At 63.2% G+C, this 15,244-nt stretch carries 13 protein-coding genes; 7 read left to right on the forward strand and 6 right to left on the reverse strand.

Annotated features, from left to right (window positions below; all coding sequences use genetic code 11):
• Nucleotides 1-8: 8 nt before the first annotated feature.
• The 3 genes from IT350_07855 to IT350_07865 are packed head-to-tail and all read left to right on the forward strand — an operon-like array spanning nucleotide 9 to nucleotide 1,783.
• A complete protein-coding gene (locus IT350_07855) occupies nucleotides 9-689 on the forward strand; it encodes a DUF1566 domain-containing protein (protein MCC6157953.1) in 681 nt (226 codons plus the stop codon).
• 1 nt (nucleotide 690) lies between these two features.
• Nucleotides 691-1,353 (forward strand): DUF1566 domain-containing protein, encoded by a 663-nt coding sequence (locus IT350_07860; GenBank protein ID MCC6157954.1) that lies wholly within the window; start codon nucleotides 691-693, stop codon nucleotides 1,351-1,353.
• A gap of 13 nt (nucleotides 1,354-1,366) precedes the next feature.
• Entirely contained in the window at nucleotides 1,367-1,783 is a 417-nt protein-coding gene (locus IT350_07865) for a DUF3052 family protein (protein MCC6157955.1), read from the forward strand.
• Between the two features lie 31 nt (nucleotides 1,784-1,814).
• On the opposite strand, the gene IT350_07870 is transcribed toward IT350_07865, so the two are convergent.
• Both IT350_07870 and IT350_07875 read right to left on the reverse strand, forming a co-directional pair.
• Nucleotides 1,815-2,864 (reverse strand): AI-2E family transporter, encoded by a 1,050-nt coding sequence (locus IT350_07870; protein MCC6157956.1) that lies wholly within the window; start codon nucleotides 2,862-2,864, stop codon nucleotides 1,815-1,817.
• A 32-nt stretch (nucleotides 2,865-2,896) separates the two neighbouring features.
• Entirely contained in the window at nucleotides 2,897-4,786 is a 1,890-nt protein-coding gene (locus IT350_07875) for a hypothetical protein (protein MCC6157957.1), read from the reverse strand.
• Nucleotides 4,787-4,939: 153 nt separating this feature from the next.
• Here IT350_07875 and IT350_07880 point away from each other — a divergent pair, with 153 nt between their 5' ends.
• Both IT350_07880 and IT350_07885 read left to right on the forward strand, forming a co-directional pair.
• Nucleotides 4,940-5,257 (forward strand): HEAT repeat domain-containing protein, encoded by a 318-nt coding sequence (locus IT350_07880; protein MCC6157958.1) that lies wholly within the window; start codon nucleotides 4,940-4,942, stop codon nucleotides 5,255-5,257.
• A 28-nt stretch (nucleotides 5,258-5,285) separates the two neighbouring features.
• Entirely contained in the window at nucleotides 5,286-5,675 is a 390-nt protein-coding gene (locus IT350_07885; protein MCC6157959.1) for a response regulator, read from the forward strand.
• A 12-nt stretch (nucleotides 5,676-5,687) separates the two neighbouring features.
• Here the strand turns inward: IT350_07885 and IT350_07890 are convergent, their stop codons facing one another.
• Complete coding sequence (locus IT350_07890; GenBank protein MCC6157960.1) at nucleotides 5,688-7,298, reverse strand: FHA domain-containing protein; 1,611 nt, start codon at nucleotides 7,296-7,298, stop codon at nucleotides 5,688-5,690.
• Between the two features lie 37 nt (nucleotides 7,299-7,335).
• On the reverse strand, nucleotides 7,336-7,749 hold the full coding sequence (locus IT350_07895) for a hypothetical protein (GenBank protein ID MCC6157961.1): 414 nt from the start codon (nucleotides 7,747-7,749) through the stop codon (nucleotides 7,336-7,338).
• A gap of 160 nt (nucleotides 7,750-7,909) precedes the next feature.
• Here IT350_07895 and IT350_07900 point away from each other — a divergent pair, with 160 nt between their 5' ends.
• Nucleotides 7,910-9,358 (forward strand): SUMF1/EgtB/PvdO family nonheme iron enzyme, encoded by a 1,449-nt coding sequence (locus IT350_07900; protein ID MCC6157962.1) that lies wholly within the window; start codon nucleotides 7,910-7,912, stop codon nucleotides 9,356-9,358.
• A 27-nt stretch (nucleotides 9,359-9,385) separates the two neighbouring features.
• On the opposite strand, the gene IT350_07905 is transcribed toward IT350_07900, so the two are convergent.
• Both IT350_07905 and IT350_07910 read right to left on the reverse strand, forming a co-directional pair.
• Nucleotides 9,386-11,782 (reverse strand): HEAT repeat domain-containing protein, encoded by a 2,397-nt coding sequence (locus IT350_07905; protein MCC6157963.1) that lies wholly within the window; start codon nucleotides 11,780-11,782, stop codon nucleotides 9,386-9,388.
• Nucleotides 11,783-11,973: 191 nt separating this feature from the next.
• Entirely contained in the window at nucleotides 11,974-14,253 is a 2,280-nt protein-coding gene (locus IT350_07910) for a hypothetical protein (protein MCC6157964.1), read from the reverse strand.
• A gap of 221 nt (nucleotides 14,254-14,474) precedes the next feature.
• Here IT350_07910 and IT350_07915 point away from each other — a divergent pair, with 221 nt between their 5' ends.
• Nucleotides 14,475-15,164 carry a TVP38/TMEM64 family protein gene (locus tag IT350_07915; protein ID MCC6157965.1) on the forward strand — a complete coding sequence of 230 codons (690 nt, stop codon included), beginning with the start codon at nucleotides 14,475-14,477 and terminating at the stop codon, nucleotides 15,162-15,164.
• The last annotated feature ends 80 nt before the right edge of the window (nucleotides 15,165-15,244 follow it).

Raw genomic sequence — 15,244 nt, forward strand, 5'->3', positions numbered from 1 at the left:
TATTTCCCGTGAAAAACTTTGCACTAGCCCTCGCGCTCGCGGTTATGGCGGCTCTGACGCTTCCCTTTGCCTGCGGTTCGGACGACGACTCCGATGACGAGCAGACCGACGATGGCGACGGTGAAATCGACGACGATGGGAGCGATCGGGTCCTTGATCTGCGAAATGACGACATCGGCGAAGACGAGTGCCAGTATGGACCGAACGACGGCGAGGCATGGGTGGATTCGTCCTCGGGACTGATGTGGCAGACCGGCTATTCCTGCGACAATCGCACAGTCGACGAAGTGGTCGACTACTGTGCGAATTTGACCGTCGGCGGACACATCGATTGGCACGTGCCGTCGATTTCCGATCTCCGCACTCTGATCAGAGGTTGTTTTAGCACAGCGACCGCTGGGGAGTGTATGATAACGGATGACTGCTTTGATTTCGCTGTGTGCGAAGACGTATCTTGTAAAGGATGCAGCTATGGTGATGGACCAACTGACGGTTGTTTCGGGCCGTCCGGGTTGGACAACCCTTGCGGGTGGTATTGGTCGTCGACCCAGCGATGGGATGATGCATCGGCAAGTTTTTGGACGGTTGCGTTCGTCGAAGGAAGAATTACCAGCAGTGAAATCGGCGACGACAACGAGGGAGATTCCGGCTTCCTCGTACGTTGCGTGCGGAATGGAGAATCGAGCTAAGTTGGTGGCGCTGCTTTTTGCTCTCGGCATGGTTCTGACACTTCCCTTCGCCTGCAGTTCGGACGACGACACCGACGACGAGCAGACCGGCAATGGCGACGGTGAAACCGACGACGACGATGGGAGCGATCAGGTCCTTGAGCTGAGAAATGACGACATCGGCGAAGACGAGTGCCAGTATGGACCGAACGACGGCGAGGCTTGGGTGGATTCGTCCTCGGGACTGATGTGGCAGACGGGCTATTCCTGCGACAATCGCACAGGCGACGAAGTGACGGACTACTGCGCGAATTTGACCGTCGGCGGGTTTTCCGATTGGCGCGTGGCGACGATTTCGGAGCTTCGAACACTGATCCGAGGTTGTTTTCTCACAGGTCCCGGCGGCGAGTGCGGTATCACCGATGTTTGCTACGACTACTCCACTTGCGTGAATGATGCGTGCAACGGCTGCGGCAACGGCGGGGGGCCAACCGACGGTTGCTTTGGTCAAAGCGTACTGGATAATCCTTGCGGCTGGTTTTGGTCGTCTACCCCAATGTCGGCCGATCCGTCGGCAAGCGATTGGATTATTTCATTTGGCTCAGGAAGAGTCATGAGCAGCGAAATCGGCGACGACAACGAGGGGGATGCCGGGTTTCTTGTTCGCTGCGTGCGGAATGGCTGAAGGTAATCAGGTAATGACCGCCGGCTATTCGGGCAAACCGGTCTGGCAAAAACTCGGGCTCAAACCCGGCAGCCGCTTCGCCGTGGTGGACGGCCCCTCCGACTACGAAATGACGATCGGCGGATTGCCGCCGGATGTGCGTCGCGTTGATGGGTCGAAGACGGATCTCGACGTGATCCACGTTTTCGTCATCGAACGTGCGCGGCTCGCGCGGATTCTCCCCTCCTTGCGTGAACGCATCGCGCCCGCCGGCGCCATCTGGGTGTCGTGGCCGAAGAAGTCCGCGAAGATCCCCGGCGACCTGACGGAGAACGTGGTTCGCGAACTCGCGCTCGCCGCCGGGCTCGTGGACGTGAAGGTCTGCGCCGTCAGCGAAATCTGGTCGGGGCTGAAGCTCGTGATCCGCGTGAAGGATCGCCCGGCAAAGTGAAGTGCCGATGGCGCTTCGAGGTAACTCGCCGTCACCGCTTCGCTGGCTTCACCGCCGGGCCGAGCAGGATCGCGATCGGACGCGTTTCCTCGTTGTGCTCCAGCAGGATTTTCACGACCACGGTCAGTGGTACGGACAGGAGCATCCCCGCGGGGCCCCAGATCCACCCCCAGAACACCAACGACAGAAAAACGACGAGCGACGACAGCCCGAGGCTCTGGCCCATCATCTTCGTCTCGATGATGTTGCCGATGACGAAATTGACCACGATGAATCCGACCGCCACCAGAATCGCCGCCACCGGACCGAGCTGCACGAGGGCGAGCAGGATCGGCGGGATCGCCGCGATGATCGAGCCGATGTTGGGCACGTAGTTGAGGGCGAACGTGAGCAGGCCCCACAGCAGCGCGAAGTCGAGGCCGAGAATCCACATCCACACGAGCAGCAACAGGCCCGTCGCCGCGCTGGCCACCGTCTTGAGCACCAAATAGCGCTGCACCGCCTCGATGCCGCCCGCGATGCGCGCCATGCGTTCGCGCCCGCCGCCGAACGCCTTCTGGAATTTGTCCGAGAACTCGCTGACCTCGAAGAGCATGAAGGCGACGGTGAGGATGACGAGTGTCGTCTGCGAGAGGATCGACGTGAGCGAGTCGAGCGTCTTGCCGACGAGCTTCATCGCCGTCGCGGGGTTGAGGGTCTCGCCGACATTCACGGCGCCCGTGTCGATGCCCAGGCGCGCGAGCAGCGCCTGGCCGTTCGTGAAGAGCCCGCCGAGTTTCGTTTGATACTCGGGCATGGCCGCCGAGAACTGCGCCGCGATCGCCGCGGTCATGCCCGCCGCCGCCACCAGCGCCACCGCGATCACGCCCACGACGATGAGCACGGCGACGAGCGTGGGAATCTTTTTGCGGCGAAACCACGTGACCACGGGATGCACGACTACCGTGAGGATGACGGAGAAGATGAACGGCAGAATCAGATCGCCCGCCGCCTTGAGACCCGCGATGACAACGATGATCGCCGCCAGCGTGACGACCACGCGCACCGCCGACGCGCGTTCCGTTTTGGGCTGCGTGGACATCACCGGGCTCCTCTCGATCCTCGGGTCTGCGTTCAGGCCGCCGGTTTCAGGGCTTCATCCGCACCTTTCGCGGGAGCGTTCGTCATGTTTTTCCAGTCGGTGAGCGCGTGAAACAGGCCGATCAGCGCGCTCGTCGAGTGCTGCACGTAGTCGATCTGAATCTCGGGATTCCAATAGCCGGTCTGATACCCGCCCATCGCCCGGGCGGGATTCTCGAAGAAGATCGTGTTCACGTCGGTGTACTGGTTGCGCATCAGGAACGTCGACCCGAGCTTCACGGCGCTCAGGATCCGCGCGGTCATGGCCGGGTCGTTGCGGCGCAGCGACATCTGGTACTGCGCGCCCATCGCCTCGATGCGGCAGGCCACGGGGGTCGTCTTGGGCTTCTTGTAGAATCCGCCGACAAAATCCGGGTGCTCGTCTTCGAGGATGAACTTGTCGAACATCGCCTGCATGACGCGGTCGGCGTGCGCGGTGCGGTTCGCCGCCGGACGCAGTTTGTCGACCTCGTTGATGGCGTAGAGCAGCCAGTGGTCGTGCTCCAGCTTTTCCGTCGGCTTCGCGCCGTCGCGCACGTCGGCGATGAAGTCAATGCCCTTCGCCGCTACGTCGAGCCAGCGCGGATTGCCGTCGATGGCGTGCAGCGTCATCAGACCGAAGAACGCCTCACCCGGATAGTAGAGCACGGGCTGGTAGGTTTTGTTCTTGTCTTCGGGCTTGTGGTAGTAGCGCTGCACCATGTCGCCGTCGGGTTTTTGCATGAACTCGATGAAGCGCGCGTAAGCCTGCATCAGATCGAGGTGGCTTTTGTCGCCCGTCACGCGCGTGTAGTTGCCGAAGGCCAGCAGCGCGAGCCCGCACCCGCCCAGCTTCGCCTCCAGGATTCCGGGCTGCGTGATCGCTTTCCAGTCGTGCTTCTTCGCGTCGTTGGCGTCGGGGCCCATCGACACGGTCTGCAAGTAGCCGAGCGCGCGCTTCACCGCCTCCAGAATCTCCGGGTCCTTGTTCAGTTCGTAGATCTGCATCATCGAAAACGTCGTGCCCGCGTGACGAAGCAGGTTGTACGACGTGGCCGACTTGTCCCGGGCGGGGTCGTAGTTGTAGTCGAACTTGCCCTTGTCATCGACGGCGCGCTTCAGGTAGTTGCCCGCCTCGTTGATCGCGGTGAGGAGTCGCTCGGGCGCGGGCTCGAACCCGTCCAGCACGTTGCCGCGATAGAGCGTTTTCACAGTGCCGTCGGGCTCCTGCAGGAACGACGCGAGCTCGCCGCGCACGAGATTCACCTTGGCGTCTTTTTGCAGCAGCGGACTGCCGTCGGTGGCGAGACCGCGCCGGTTCATCAGGCGGCGCAGGCCCTCGATCGAAAACTTGTCCTTGTGGCCGCCGATCGCGCCGGTGTCGCGCATCTCCTGACCCAAAAACGCGACCGGGGGCTTGGTGTCGAAGAGCACCGCGTCGAGCGTGACGTCGGCCTTCCACTTCTTGCCGACCTCGTAAGTCTTCTTCTCGTCGGCCTTCACGATCACGTCGACGCGCACGCGACCGACGCGATCGGCGGGGATCTTCGCGCGGGTCGCGTCCTTCGCCGCGGCGATGGTCGCCTCGGCCGCGTTCTCCCGAAACGCAAGACCGGTGACGGCCGCCTTACCCTCGCGTGGGACCGTCACGAAGACACCTCGCGTGGACTTGCCGTGCATTTTCGCGTGCGCCCCGGCGTCGGTCGAGGGAGTCTCGCCCTTCAGCACAGCCCGGGCGATTGCCGCCAGATACGCCTTGTCGGTGTCGGTGAGTTCGATTTTTTCGATGGAGGCGATGTCCACCACGGGAGCCTCGCCCTGCGCGCATCCGAGCGCGAACACGACAAAGAGCAGCGCCGCCCCCAGCGAGGGGCGATTCGGCGCGAAAATTCGGGCGATGGTCATTCGAATTACTCCAACAGGGATGACGAAGAGAGGGCAAACTAGCAAATCGGGCGAATACCTGTCTACGAAAGCGCGGTTTTCGCGCGGGGGCCGTTGATTTTCGATTCGGGGCCGCTTATTTAAGAGAATCCATTCCAGCGGCGGGCACCGGATATGAGCATCCTCAAGATCTTTGCGGTCACGGCGGACAAGGTGACGAAGTGGACGGCCGATCGCAACGTCGACAAACTCGTCGCTGCGCTCGTGGACAAGGACCCGGTGATTCGGCGCCTCGCCGCCGAGGGCATGGCGCAGATCCGTTCGCGCGAGGTGCTCGACTACTGTCGCGGCAACGCGCAGAGCATGGATCAGAATATCCGCTGGGGCATCACGCAGATCCTCGGCCTGATCGGCAGCACCGAGGCGATGAGCATCCTGTCGACGGTGCGCGATCCGATGACGGCGAAATCCAAATCCAATAAGAACGTGTGACGCGACCTCGAGATTCGGAGAGAACCCGATGGCCAGCATGCTCGTGATCGACGACGACCAGATCATCCGAAAAATGATGCAGGCGTTTTTCACCGCCAAGGGCTTCAACGTGACCGTGGCCAAGGACGGTCGCGAGGGCATCGAGAAGTTCAAGGTCGGGACGTACGACGTGGTCGTCACCGACCTGATGATGCCCGACGTGCACGGTTATCAGGTGATCGACTTCATCAAGGGCAGCAAAAAGGGCAAGACCACGCCCGTGGTGCTGCTGACCGCCGACCGCAACGAACCCGAGCTCGACCAGTACGACCGCTCGGGTTTCGAGGACGACTACCTCGCCAAGCCCTTCGACATGCCGATTCTGGAAGGCAAGGTGAAGTCGGTGATTCGCGAATTCAGGGAACGCGGCGAAGACTGACCCGCGTTCGCGCTACGACGTCGCCGCCGGTCCGACCGGCCGCTTTCTCGGCAGCGCGATCGTGAACATCGTCCCTTGGCCCGGCGAGCTCTTCACTGTGATGTCGCCCCGATGCTCGCGCGCAATCTTGTGCGAAACCGCGAGGCCGAGCCCCGTGCCCTTCGCGCCCTTGGTGCTCGTGAACGCCTGAAAGAGCGTCGGCAGGATCTCGGCCGGAATGCCCGGGCCGTTGTCGATCACGTCGATGTATAGGCGCCGGGCGTCGTGCGCGTCCGGCCGCGTGCGCAGCAGGATCTTTCCATCCTGCCGGTCTTCCATCGCGTCCACCGCGTTGCCCGCGAGATTGAGCAGGCACCGGTGGATGCTCACGCCCTCGGCCTCGACCTCGCGCGCTTGGGGATGCACCTCGACCTTGACGCCCACGCCGTAGTCCACGCCGCGCAACACCACGAGATTCCGGACCTCGGACATCAGGTCCTCGAGGTTCACCGTCTCGTACTTCGGTTCACGGTCCTTGCTGTAGTCGAGCATGTTGAGCATGAGCTGATGGATACGGTCCTGGCTCACCTTCACGAGATCCCAGCCGGCCGCCATCGTCGTCACGTCGGAGCGCGAAATCGCGTCGTCCACCAGATACGCGCCGGCCTTGATGCCCGAGAGGATGTTTTTAATGTCGTGCGCGAGGCCCGCCATCGACTGACCGATCGCCGCGAGGCGTTCCGAACGCAGTTTCTCCTCGCGCAGCCGCGAATTGACGATCGCCGTGCCGGCGATGTTGCCCAGGATCATGAGCATGCGAAGGTCATTTGCCGAGAAAACGCCGGTGCCCGGCGCTTCGACGTTCAGAGCCCCGACGATCCCGGACTCGTGACACAGCGGCACGCACATCGCCGATCGGATTCCGAGCCGGTAGATGCTGTCGGAGATCTCCATCTCCGCGCCGGAACGCGCATCGCTGACAAGCAGCGACTCCCCGCTCGCGACGACGCGATCGACAATCGTTCTCGAGTAGGTGGATTCCGGGCCCGTGGATGTCCCCCGCGACGCCGCGACATCGAGCGCGCCGGTTTTTTCGTTTTTCAGCAGAATCATGGCACTGCGTGCGCCCAGGACGGAGATCGTCTTGTCGAGCAGCCGCCCGAAGAGATCTCCGAGATCGAGCGCGGAATTGAGCAGGCCCGAGACTTCGAGGGCGATGGCGAGGCGCTGTTTGATGCGCGCGGGCCCTGTCGCGTCGCGTTCGTCGTCCGCCTCCGCATCGCCGATCGCGTGCATGACCGTGTATTCGAGGCTGGAGTCGGGCGATTCGGGCAGCGGCACGCGCCCGTCGGCTCCGCCGCCATCGAGAAACTCGAAGACGGTCTGCCCGATTTTGACCTCCTGACCGGAACGCAGGTCGGACTCGATGATCGGGTTTCCGTCGATGTAGGTGCCGTAGGACGATCCCTCGTCCTTCAGGATGAATCGCTCGCCCGCCCGCCGGATCGAAGCGTGCGTGCGGGAGACGCTCGTATCACGAAGCTGGATGTCGCAGGACTTGCCGCGGCCGATCGTTTGGAGTTCGGCGGGCAACTCGAAGATCTGGCCCTTGTGATCGCCGGATTTTCCGACCAGACGCGCCATCGAAACTCCCGTGCGCCCCTCTTCGGGGCGACGCGGTTCATCCGATATAGGGGACCGCGGCGGGGCCGCCGAGATATTGGCCATGCAGGCGACGCACGTCTTCCATGATGTGCTCGTCCGAGAAATGGTGCCGGAAATAGCCGTAGATCACGTCGAAATTGTCCTCGGGGAAGTACCGCACGACCGGGTGCGTGACGCCCCCGCTCTCGACGTAATCGAATCGGACCTGGATCACCGGCTCGGGGCTGTGCTCGGCGAGTTCGCCGCCTCGCGACCGGTACTCGTCCACGTCCATCCAGCTCGACACCTCGGCCGAAACGACGACGAGATGGTGGACGCGTTCCATCAGGAACCGCCACATCTTGAAAATCTCGAGCGGAACATACCGCACGTCGCCTTCTTCGTCCGATTTGCGGGTCAGATAGCACTTGACCATCTGGATTGCGCTCATGGCTCCCCTCGCAAGGCTCGTGCGGCGCGACGGCGGCGCCGATGAAGCGAAAACTGCCGACCGATGGTGTCGCTCAAGATAGAGAGAAACGCCGCCGATCGTCAACGACTCGTTGCCGAGAGGCCGGAAAACCTCTAAGGACAATGGACACGAGGCGACATTGAGCGTTCTGAACTTCGACAATCGTTATCGAATTGTGCAGGAACTCGGCCGCGGCGGGATGGGCGTCGTCTACAAGGCCGAGTACACGGTGCTGGGGCTATTCGTGGCGATCAAGCGGCTGCTCATGCGCGGGCGCGCGTCGCTGGTCGAGCGGTTCATGGCCGAGGCGCGCTCGGCGGCCCAGCTTCGCCATCCCCACGTCGTCACCATCTACGATTTCAACAAGGACGCGGAAGGGCTCTACATCGTCTCGGAGTTCATCGACGGGACCGATCTGCACAAGCTGCTGCGCGCCAAGGGCGCGCTGCCGCCCGCGGTCGCGTGCGAGCTGCTGCTGCCCGTGCTCGACGCCATGCGCACCGCGCACGACATGAAAATCATCCATCGGGACATCAAGCCGGCCAACATCCTGATCGAGTTGGTGCCCAACTCCAAGGAACCGCGCAAGCCGAAACTGGTGCCCAAGGTGGCCGACTTCGGCCTCGCACGGCTGGAGACCGACAAGGAGCTCGAGCTGACCGGCATGGTCATGGGCACGCAGAACTACGCATCGCCCGAGCAGTTCCGCGACTCGAAACACGTCGATCACCGCACCGACATCTATTCGCTCGGCGCGATGTTTTTCGAGATGCTGACGAATCAGAAGCCGCAGTACCTGCGCGAGCCGAACATTCCACCCGCGTTTCGCAAGATCATCCTGAAAGCGACCGAGACCGACGTGGCGAAGCGGTACCAGAACCTGATGGAGATGATCCGCGACGTTCAGTCGGTCATGGAGATCGCGAAGCGCCGCACGGCCGAACCCGCGCCGCCACCGCCGCCGCGTGGCCAGCAGCCGCCCGAGGAACCGATGCCTTCGGACGTCGCCGCGCTCTCCAACATGATCCTGATCGCATCGGGATCCTTTCCCTTCGGTCCCGAGAGCGTCCCCGTCGATCTGCCTGCGTGCTACGTCGATCGCTATCCGGTGACCAACGCGCAGTTCGCCCGTTTCAAGCCGTCCCACCATTTCGCCGCCGAGGAAGGCGAGCACCCCGCGACACGCATGTCGTATGTCGAGGCAGCGGCGTATGCCCAGTCTCAGGGCAAGCGCCTACCGACCGAGGAGGAGTGGGAGAAAGCGGCCGCCGGTCCGCAGGGACTCACGTTCCCCTGGGGGCGGCAGTTCGAGCTCGGTCGCTGCAACACCGTCGAGGCGGGCTTCGGCGGAACGACACCGGTGCACGCGTTCCCTGAAGGTCGCAGCGTTTACGGCGTGATGGACATGTCGGGCAATGTTTGGGAGTGGACCTCCACCTGGCTCGACGAACGGAAAAACGCGCGCGTGCTCAAGGGTGGTGCGTTCAACGGCGAGGCGAAATTCGCGACGTGCCAGGCGCGCTTCGCGTACCCCGAACGCGGACTGACGCCGCATTTTGGATTCCGCTGCGTCAAGCCCGCGCGCTGACGCTCCGGCGTCCCCGTTCCCGAACACTCAGAAGTTGAAGATATCCTGGAGATCGATCGGAATTTCGGTGTCGCCGCTTTCCACGACGATGTTCTTCTTCACGGAAAATGCTTGATCGTCGAGCAGAATTTCGTAACGGCCCGGGGCGAGTTCGAATTCCGCGACCCCTCGCGGGTCGGTGCGCGACTCCAGGGCGGCGAATGGGACCCGAACTCGGATATTCGGCACGACGTGCGGACCGACCGTGACGATGAGCTTGATGCGGCTCGCACTGACGCCGAGGCTTGACGCGAAGTCGGACGGCGCTTCGGCCGGCGGCGGGGCTTCGGCGTCGAAATCCGGAAATCCGGCATCCGCCTCGTCGACGGACTCGAAGGTGTACTCGGTCGTCGGAGCCGGCGGTTCCACCGAACCCGTCATGTCGACGGTGATCGAGGAGGGAACGGCGGGAACGGATTCCTCCGCGGGGTGCGGGATGAATTCTGAACGCGTCGATTCCGCGACCGTTTCGTCTCGGGGCACGGGTGTCACGCGCGTCGGCGCGGTCGATGGCGTCGCTCCTTCGGCCGGGCGCACGGATTTTGCGAGCGCCTGCAATCCCAGTTTCGCCGCTCCCTGCACGGCGGGCGACTTCGACTTCACCGCTTTTTCCAGCACGTCTTTCGCGGCGGGATCGCCCATTTTGCCGAGCGCCGCGCAAGCGGCGACCTGCACGGGGTCCTTGCTTTTTGATCCGCCGAAGATGCCGAACAGGCCCGATTTGCCCGACAGAAGCTGCGAGAGCGCGGCGAGGGCTTCCGGACCGCCGATGCCGCCGAGGGCGGTCGCGGCCGCGGCCTCGACCTCGGGGGTCGCGTATTTCGCCAGCACACCCTTGCCGGCGAGCAATTCGATCAGGACGGGCGCGAGCCCCTTGTTGCGAAACGTCCCGAAATCCTTGATCCGCGCCTCGACAAATTTCGCGTCGGCGGAACCCTTGCCGATTTCCTCGAGCATCTTGTTTTCGGCCGCGGGCCCGCCGATGCGCGACAGGGCGCGAAATGCGGCCGCGCGAACGTCCGGGTTGTAGTGCGAGGCCATCGGCGCGAGCTTGACGACGCTCTTGACGTTGCCGACCTCGCCGATCACGTCGATGAACGCGACGCGGTAGCGGTCGTCCATGTTTTCGCCGAGTTCGGCGTAGAGCTCGGGCAACGCGGCCGCGCCGATGCCCTTGAGCGTGGCCACCGCGCGCTCGAGCGCCACGGGGCTGTCCGTCGTGTAAATGAAATCGACCAGCGCGGGCACCGACTTGTCGCCCATGCCGGAAAGAGCGGTGATCGGCGCGCCCTCGGCGCCTCGCGGCGCTTCCTCGAGATTTTGAATCAGCTTCGCCACCGACTGCGGCGACGCGATCTTGGTGAGCGCGAATTCCGCGCGCTTCTTCACCGGGGCCGACGCCGCGGCGGATTCGGCGGTGGCGTCGAACCCCGCGATGATCTTCATCGCCGCTTCGTAATCGCCCTTGGCGATGTGCACCTCGGCGGCTTTTTCGAGCCCGGTCGCCAGCGCCGAATACACCTCGGGATCGTCCTCGCGGGCGATGCCCTTCGACATGACGGACCCGACGCTGTTATGCAGGCCGTAGAGCGTGTAATCGACGGCCTTTTCGGCGATCTGCGAAAACGCCTTCGCCGACTGCAGGCGGCTGTTGCGGTCGTGGCTCGTCAGCGAGTCGGCGAGCCGGTCGATGATGCGTTGCGAGGCGGCGTCCTGCTTCGCGTAGCTCAGGTTCGTCACCACCGACGCGATCTCGCCGACCTTCGAGAGCGTGTTCACGTCGATCTGCGAGAGGATGTTCGCCTTTTCGAGCAGCTCCTCGACGTTGAGCTTGGCGAGTTGCCGCGACAGTTCGTCGCTGATCTTCGTCTTGATGATGACGTTGTCGAGCACCAGCTCCGAGGAGATGTTGATGTGCTTGATGCCCATGCGCTTGAGCGAACGCGGCAGGTTCTTTTTCGCCACGATCTCCTTGGCCGGTTTGCCGAAATACTCGAAGAAGCGCTGGATCTCGTCTTTGTCCGCGCCCACGCGCAGGTCGAGCGTGCGCACGTTGCGTTCGGTCAGGTAGAACAGAAACGCCTGGGCGAAGTCCTTTTTCGTGGACGCCATCGACAAGACGGACTTGTTGACCTGAAGGTTGCCGTGAAACGCCTCGAAGGTCAGCGTCTTGTGCGTGCGAAGCCACGTCAGGATCTGACGACCGGCCTCGTCGATCGCCTCGAACACGATCTCGTTGAGCGTCGGGTACTGCTGCACCTTTCCGAGCGCGGCCATGGTCGCGTTCAGGATGTCCATGACCTTCTGCTCTTCCTGGGCGGTCAGCGGGCGCTGCGACGGATCGCCGCCGATCACGATGGTGCCGCGCGACTCCAGACTCTCCATGATACAGCTCCCCGCCGGCCGGAACGGCCGACCGCACACGTGCGGATGCTCTCGGTATGAGGGGAAATGATAGGAAAGCCCCGTGGCGATTTCAAGGGGCGACGGGGCATTTCGGCGAGGTCGGTGACGTGTTCCTCCAAAAAAACAAGGCCGCCCGAAGGCGGCCCTGCGTGAACGATCCCCGAAATTCGTCAGGGCGCGGCGACGAGATCGCCGTAGAGGCCGATGAATTCCCCCTGAGCGCCGATCGGAATCAGTGCGTCGATGTCAAGCGTGTAACCCTCAAAGGACGGGATTTCGATCGCGCCCAGCAGGTCGTCGAGATAGGGAACCAGGAGATCCACCACCGTCGGCATGAAGTCTTCGAGGAGCGCGTCGTTGAAGTCGTAGGCTTCGTCGATGATCGTCACCTCGAAGAAGTAATTCTCGGTGTCGATCGTCAGCGTGATCGCCCCGTCGGCATCGACACCCACGGTGGTGGGCAGCGATATCGACATGGCGGCGGACAGCGCATGGACCTCTCCGTCGCTCGGATGATCGACGAGGAGACTGAGCAGGAAATCGCCCAGTTGCAGCGTGGGGCTCACGTCGCGCGAAGAGTTCATGTTCAGTACGGGCTGCAGCATCGGCTCCGTCCGCAAAATCACCGGCGCATTCGGATGAATGAGCAGGAGCTGCGGGAAGAACGGAGACAGGATGAGCGTTGTGAGGGCGTCGTCGGTGAACTCGAAGTTGAGCACGCCCGACCGGAAGATTTCGTAGAGGACCTGATTCACGATGTCGTCATCGAGCGCGACCCCGAATGCGTAGGGCGTCCCCATGCCGGGGATCGTGCCCCCCATGGCCGGCAGCGCACCGTCGATCTTCCACGAACCGGGCATGTCGGGCACGTCCGGGTCGATCGAGTCCGCCGTCATCTGGGCGTCCATCCAGATGAGCAGGCCGGTCGAATCCGTCACCACGTTTCCGAAATCCGCGGCGAGGAAGAATGTCTTGTCGAGGAACGAGAAGTCAGTGGACAGGTCGAGATCGGAGAGCGCGTCCTGGATCGCCTCGTTGATCTCGGGCGCGATCAGGTCGGGCAGAATTGACTCGATGATCGGCTCCACGACGCCCGTGAACAGGCTCAGGATGTCGCCGAGCAGGCCGAAGTTGTCGAAGGACAATCCGTTGATGGTCGGCGCGACATCGACGACGGAAACGGCCAGCGTGCCGTCGGGGTTGGCGGTGATGACCGCCCGCGCCGTCAGCGTCAGGCTGTCCGCGGTGATATTGCCCGTCGTGGAGCCCCCGATGCCCAGGATCTCAAATTCGACATGGACACCGATGTCGAGATTCGGGATCTCGGCGTAGAGCATCAGGCCGAGATCGGAACCGGTGAGTTCGATGTTCGCGGGACCGATGTTCACGCCCTCGATATCGGCCGTCGCGCCGGTGCAAATGTCCCAGAAGCAGTCGTAGCTGTCGTAGAGGTGGCACTGGGACGGATCGGTCGGGCACTCCGGGTTGTTGGGACCCGGCAGGAACTCGTTGAGATCGAGCTCGTCAATCAGCGTCTCGGCGATCAGTTCCACCGTGGCGAGTCCGTTCTGCGTGATGCGCATGCCGATCGCGTCCTCGGCGACGGCGTCGTTCGTCAGGTAATCGCCGTAGAGCACGCTCGTGTTGGCGTCGCCGAGCGTCTCGTCCTGATCGGTGAATCCTTCGGCGACGATCGTGTTGAGCCCGTCATCGAGCCCGAAGACCGTTTCGAATTCACCCGAGAGATCGTCGTAATCGTCGGGTGCGGTGCCGTTGATCTCGACGTGATCGCAGGGATTGCCTTCCATCGTGCATTCGCCGCGCACGGTCACCGTGCCGCCGGGGTTGTCGTCGCGCGTGCTGAAGAGCCCGCGCGGCGGCGATGTGAAGGTGATGTCGGCCTGCAGGAGTTCCTTGATGGTGACGGTTACCTCGTTCGTGAACCCCGCGTCGCCGGTCAGAACCTCCGCCTTCATCGTCCATTCGCCGTCGCGGTTGAACGTGATCGTTCGGGCGCCGTCGTCGTGCGTGAATCCGGTTCCCGGCGCAATGGACATCTCGTAGTTGTCCGAATCGCCGAGGTAGTTGCCCTGCGCGTCCTCGAATCCGACCACGTAAGTGAAGGTCGAACCTTCGTAGTAATCGACCAGCGGGTCCTCGGGATCGGGCGTGACAATCAGGACCGGGTGGTTGCCGCCGGTGTCGTCGTCATCGATGTCGTCGTCGTTGTCATCGTCCGCATCATCGTCGTCATCGTCGTCATCGCCACCGCCGTCATCGTCGCCATCGTCGTCCGGCGGAACGTAGGGCCCGGTGTCGTCGTCATCGCCCGTCCCGCGTTGCTCGGTCTCTTCGCCCGAATCGCTGCCGCCACTGGAACACGCGGCGAGCGCGAACACCGCCACGATCATCCACGCGAAAAAACCAAACCGCCATTGCACGCTGCGCATGTCTACACCTCTATCCCGATCGCCGCGAACCCTCGACGCCCATCGCGTCGTCGGGACGCGTCGAAACCGCCCGGTTCTCGCCCCTGTCATGGAATCTGCATTCGGTCAAAACCGGTGCGCGCGGGGATGTCCCGGTCGGAACGTTTCGCGCCGCCGCACCCTATTTGCCATTATAAATCCAGCCTTGCCGCGAAGTCAAAATAAGTCTAGCGTCCGCCGCCGTGAAAACGCGGATTCCGCCGATCTCCGTCGCCAAATTCGCCGCACTCGCGGCGATCGTCGCCGCGCTGTTCGCACTGGCGTGGCGATTCAACCTGCCGCTCGACGACCTGCGCGCGCTGGTCGCGGGCATCGACCCCGCGGTCCAATACCCCGCGTTCGTGGCCATCTACGCCCTCGTCAGCGTCGCGCCCGTGCCGGGGCGCGACGTCGTCAAGCTGACCGGCGCGTTTCTTTACGGCGGATGGGCGAGCGCCTGGCTCGTGTACTTCGGGGAAATCGCGGCGGTTCTCGTCACCTGGGGCCTCGGCCAGTCGCTGGGCCGCGACCTGATCGAACGTCTGCTTGCGGGCCGACTCGACACGCTTCAGGCGAAAATTCGAGTTGCGAACTGGCGACAGATCGCTCTCCTGCGCGTGTTTCCCGGCACACCCTACCGATTCATGAACTACGCCGCCGCCATCACCCCGATTCGTGGTGCGCCCTATCTGGTCGGGTGCGTCGTCGGCACTTGGCCGCGCACGGTTTTCTTTCAACTCGTCTTCGGCGCCACCGGCGCCACCCTCGCCGCGCGCGGCGTGACGACCCTGCAAATCGTGGCGGTTTCCGTGGGTTTCGTCGTGGCGGCGGCCGCGGTCTGGGCGCTTGGGCGGCGTCTGCGAGCCCGGCGAACCGCGACTCGCGTCAGGTGAACGCGGGCTCGCGCTATGACGCAGCTTATCCCTTTTTCGCGCGTTTTCGGTAATATGCGGGAGAAATACCGGCCGTTTGC

The organism is Deltaproteobacteria bacterium, assembly GCA_020845895.1.
Taxonomy (GTDB): Bacteria; Lernaellota; Lernaellaia; order JACKCT01; family JACKCT01; genus JADLEX01.

Coding starts and splice junctions, on each gene's coding strand:
- IT350_07880 (MCC6157958.1), top strand. CDS start 4,940: ATGAGCATCCTCAAGATCTTTGCGGTCACGGCGGACAAGGTGACGAAG.
- IT350_07890 (MCC6157960.1), bottom strand. CDS start 7,298: ATGGCGCGTCTGGTCGGAAAATCCGGCGATCACAAGGGCCAGATCTTC.
- IT350_07910 (MCC6157964.1), bottom strand. CDS start 14,253: ATGCGCAGCGTGCAATGGCGGTTTGGTTTTTTCGCGTGGATGATCGTG.
- IT350_07885 (MCC6157959.1), top strand. CDS start 5,286: ATGGCCAGCATGCTCGTGATCGACGACGACCAGATCATCCGAAAAATG.
- IT350_07865 (MCC6157955.1), top strand. CDS start 1,367: ATGACCGCCGGCTATTCGGGCAAACCGGTCTGGCAAAAACTCGGGCTC.
- IT350_07905 (MCC6157963.1), bottom strand. CDS start 11,782: ATGGAGAGTCTGGAGTCGCGCGGCACCATCGTGATCGGCGGCGATCCG.
- IT350_07875 (MCC6157957.1), bottom strand. CDS start 4,786: ATGACCATCGCCCGAATTTTCGCGCCGAATCGCCCCTCGCTGGGGGCG.
- IT350_07895 (MCC6157961.1), bottom strand. CDS start 7,749: ATGAGCGCAATCCAGATGGTCAAGTGCTATCTGACCCGCAAATCGGAC.
- IT350_07870 (MCC6157956.1), bottom strand. CDS start 2,864: ATGTCCACGCAGCCCAAAACGGAACGCGCGTCGGCGGTGCGCGTGGTC.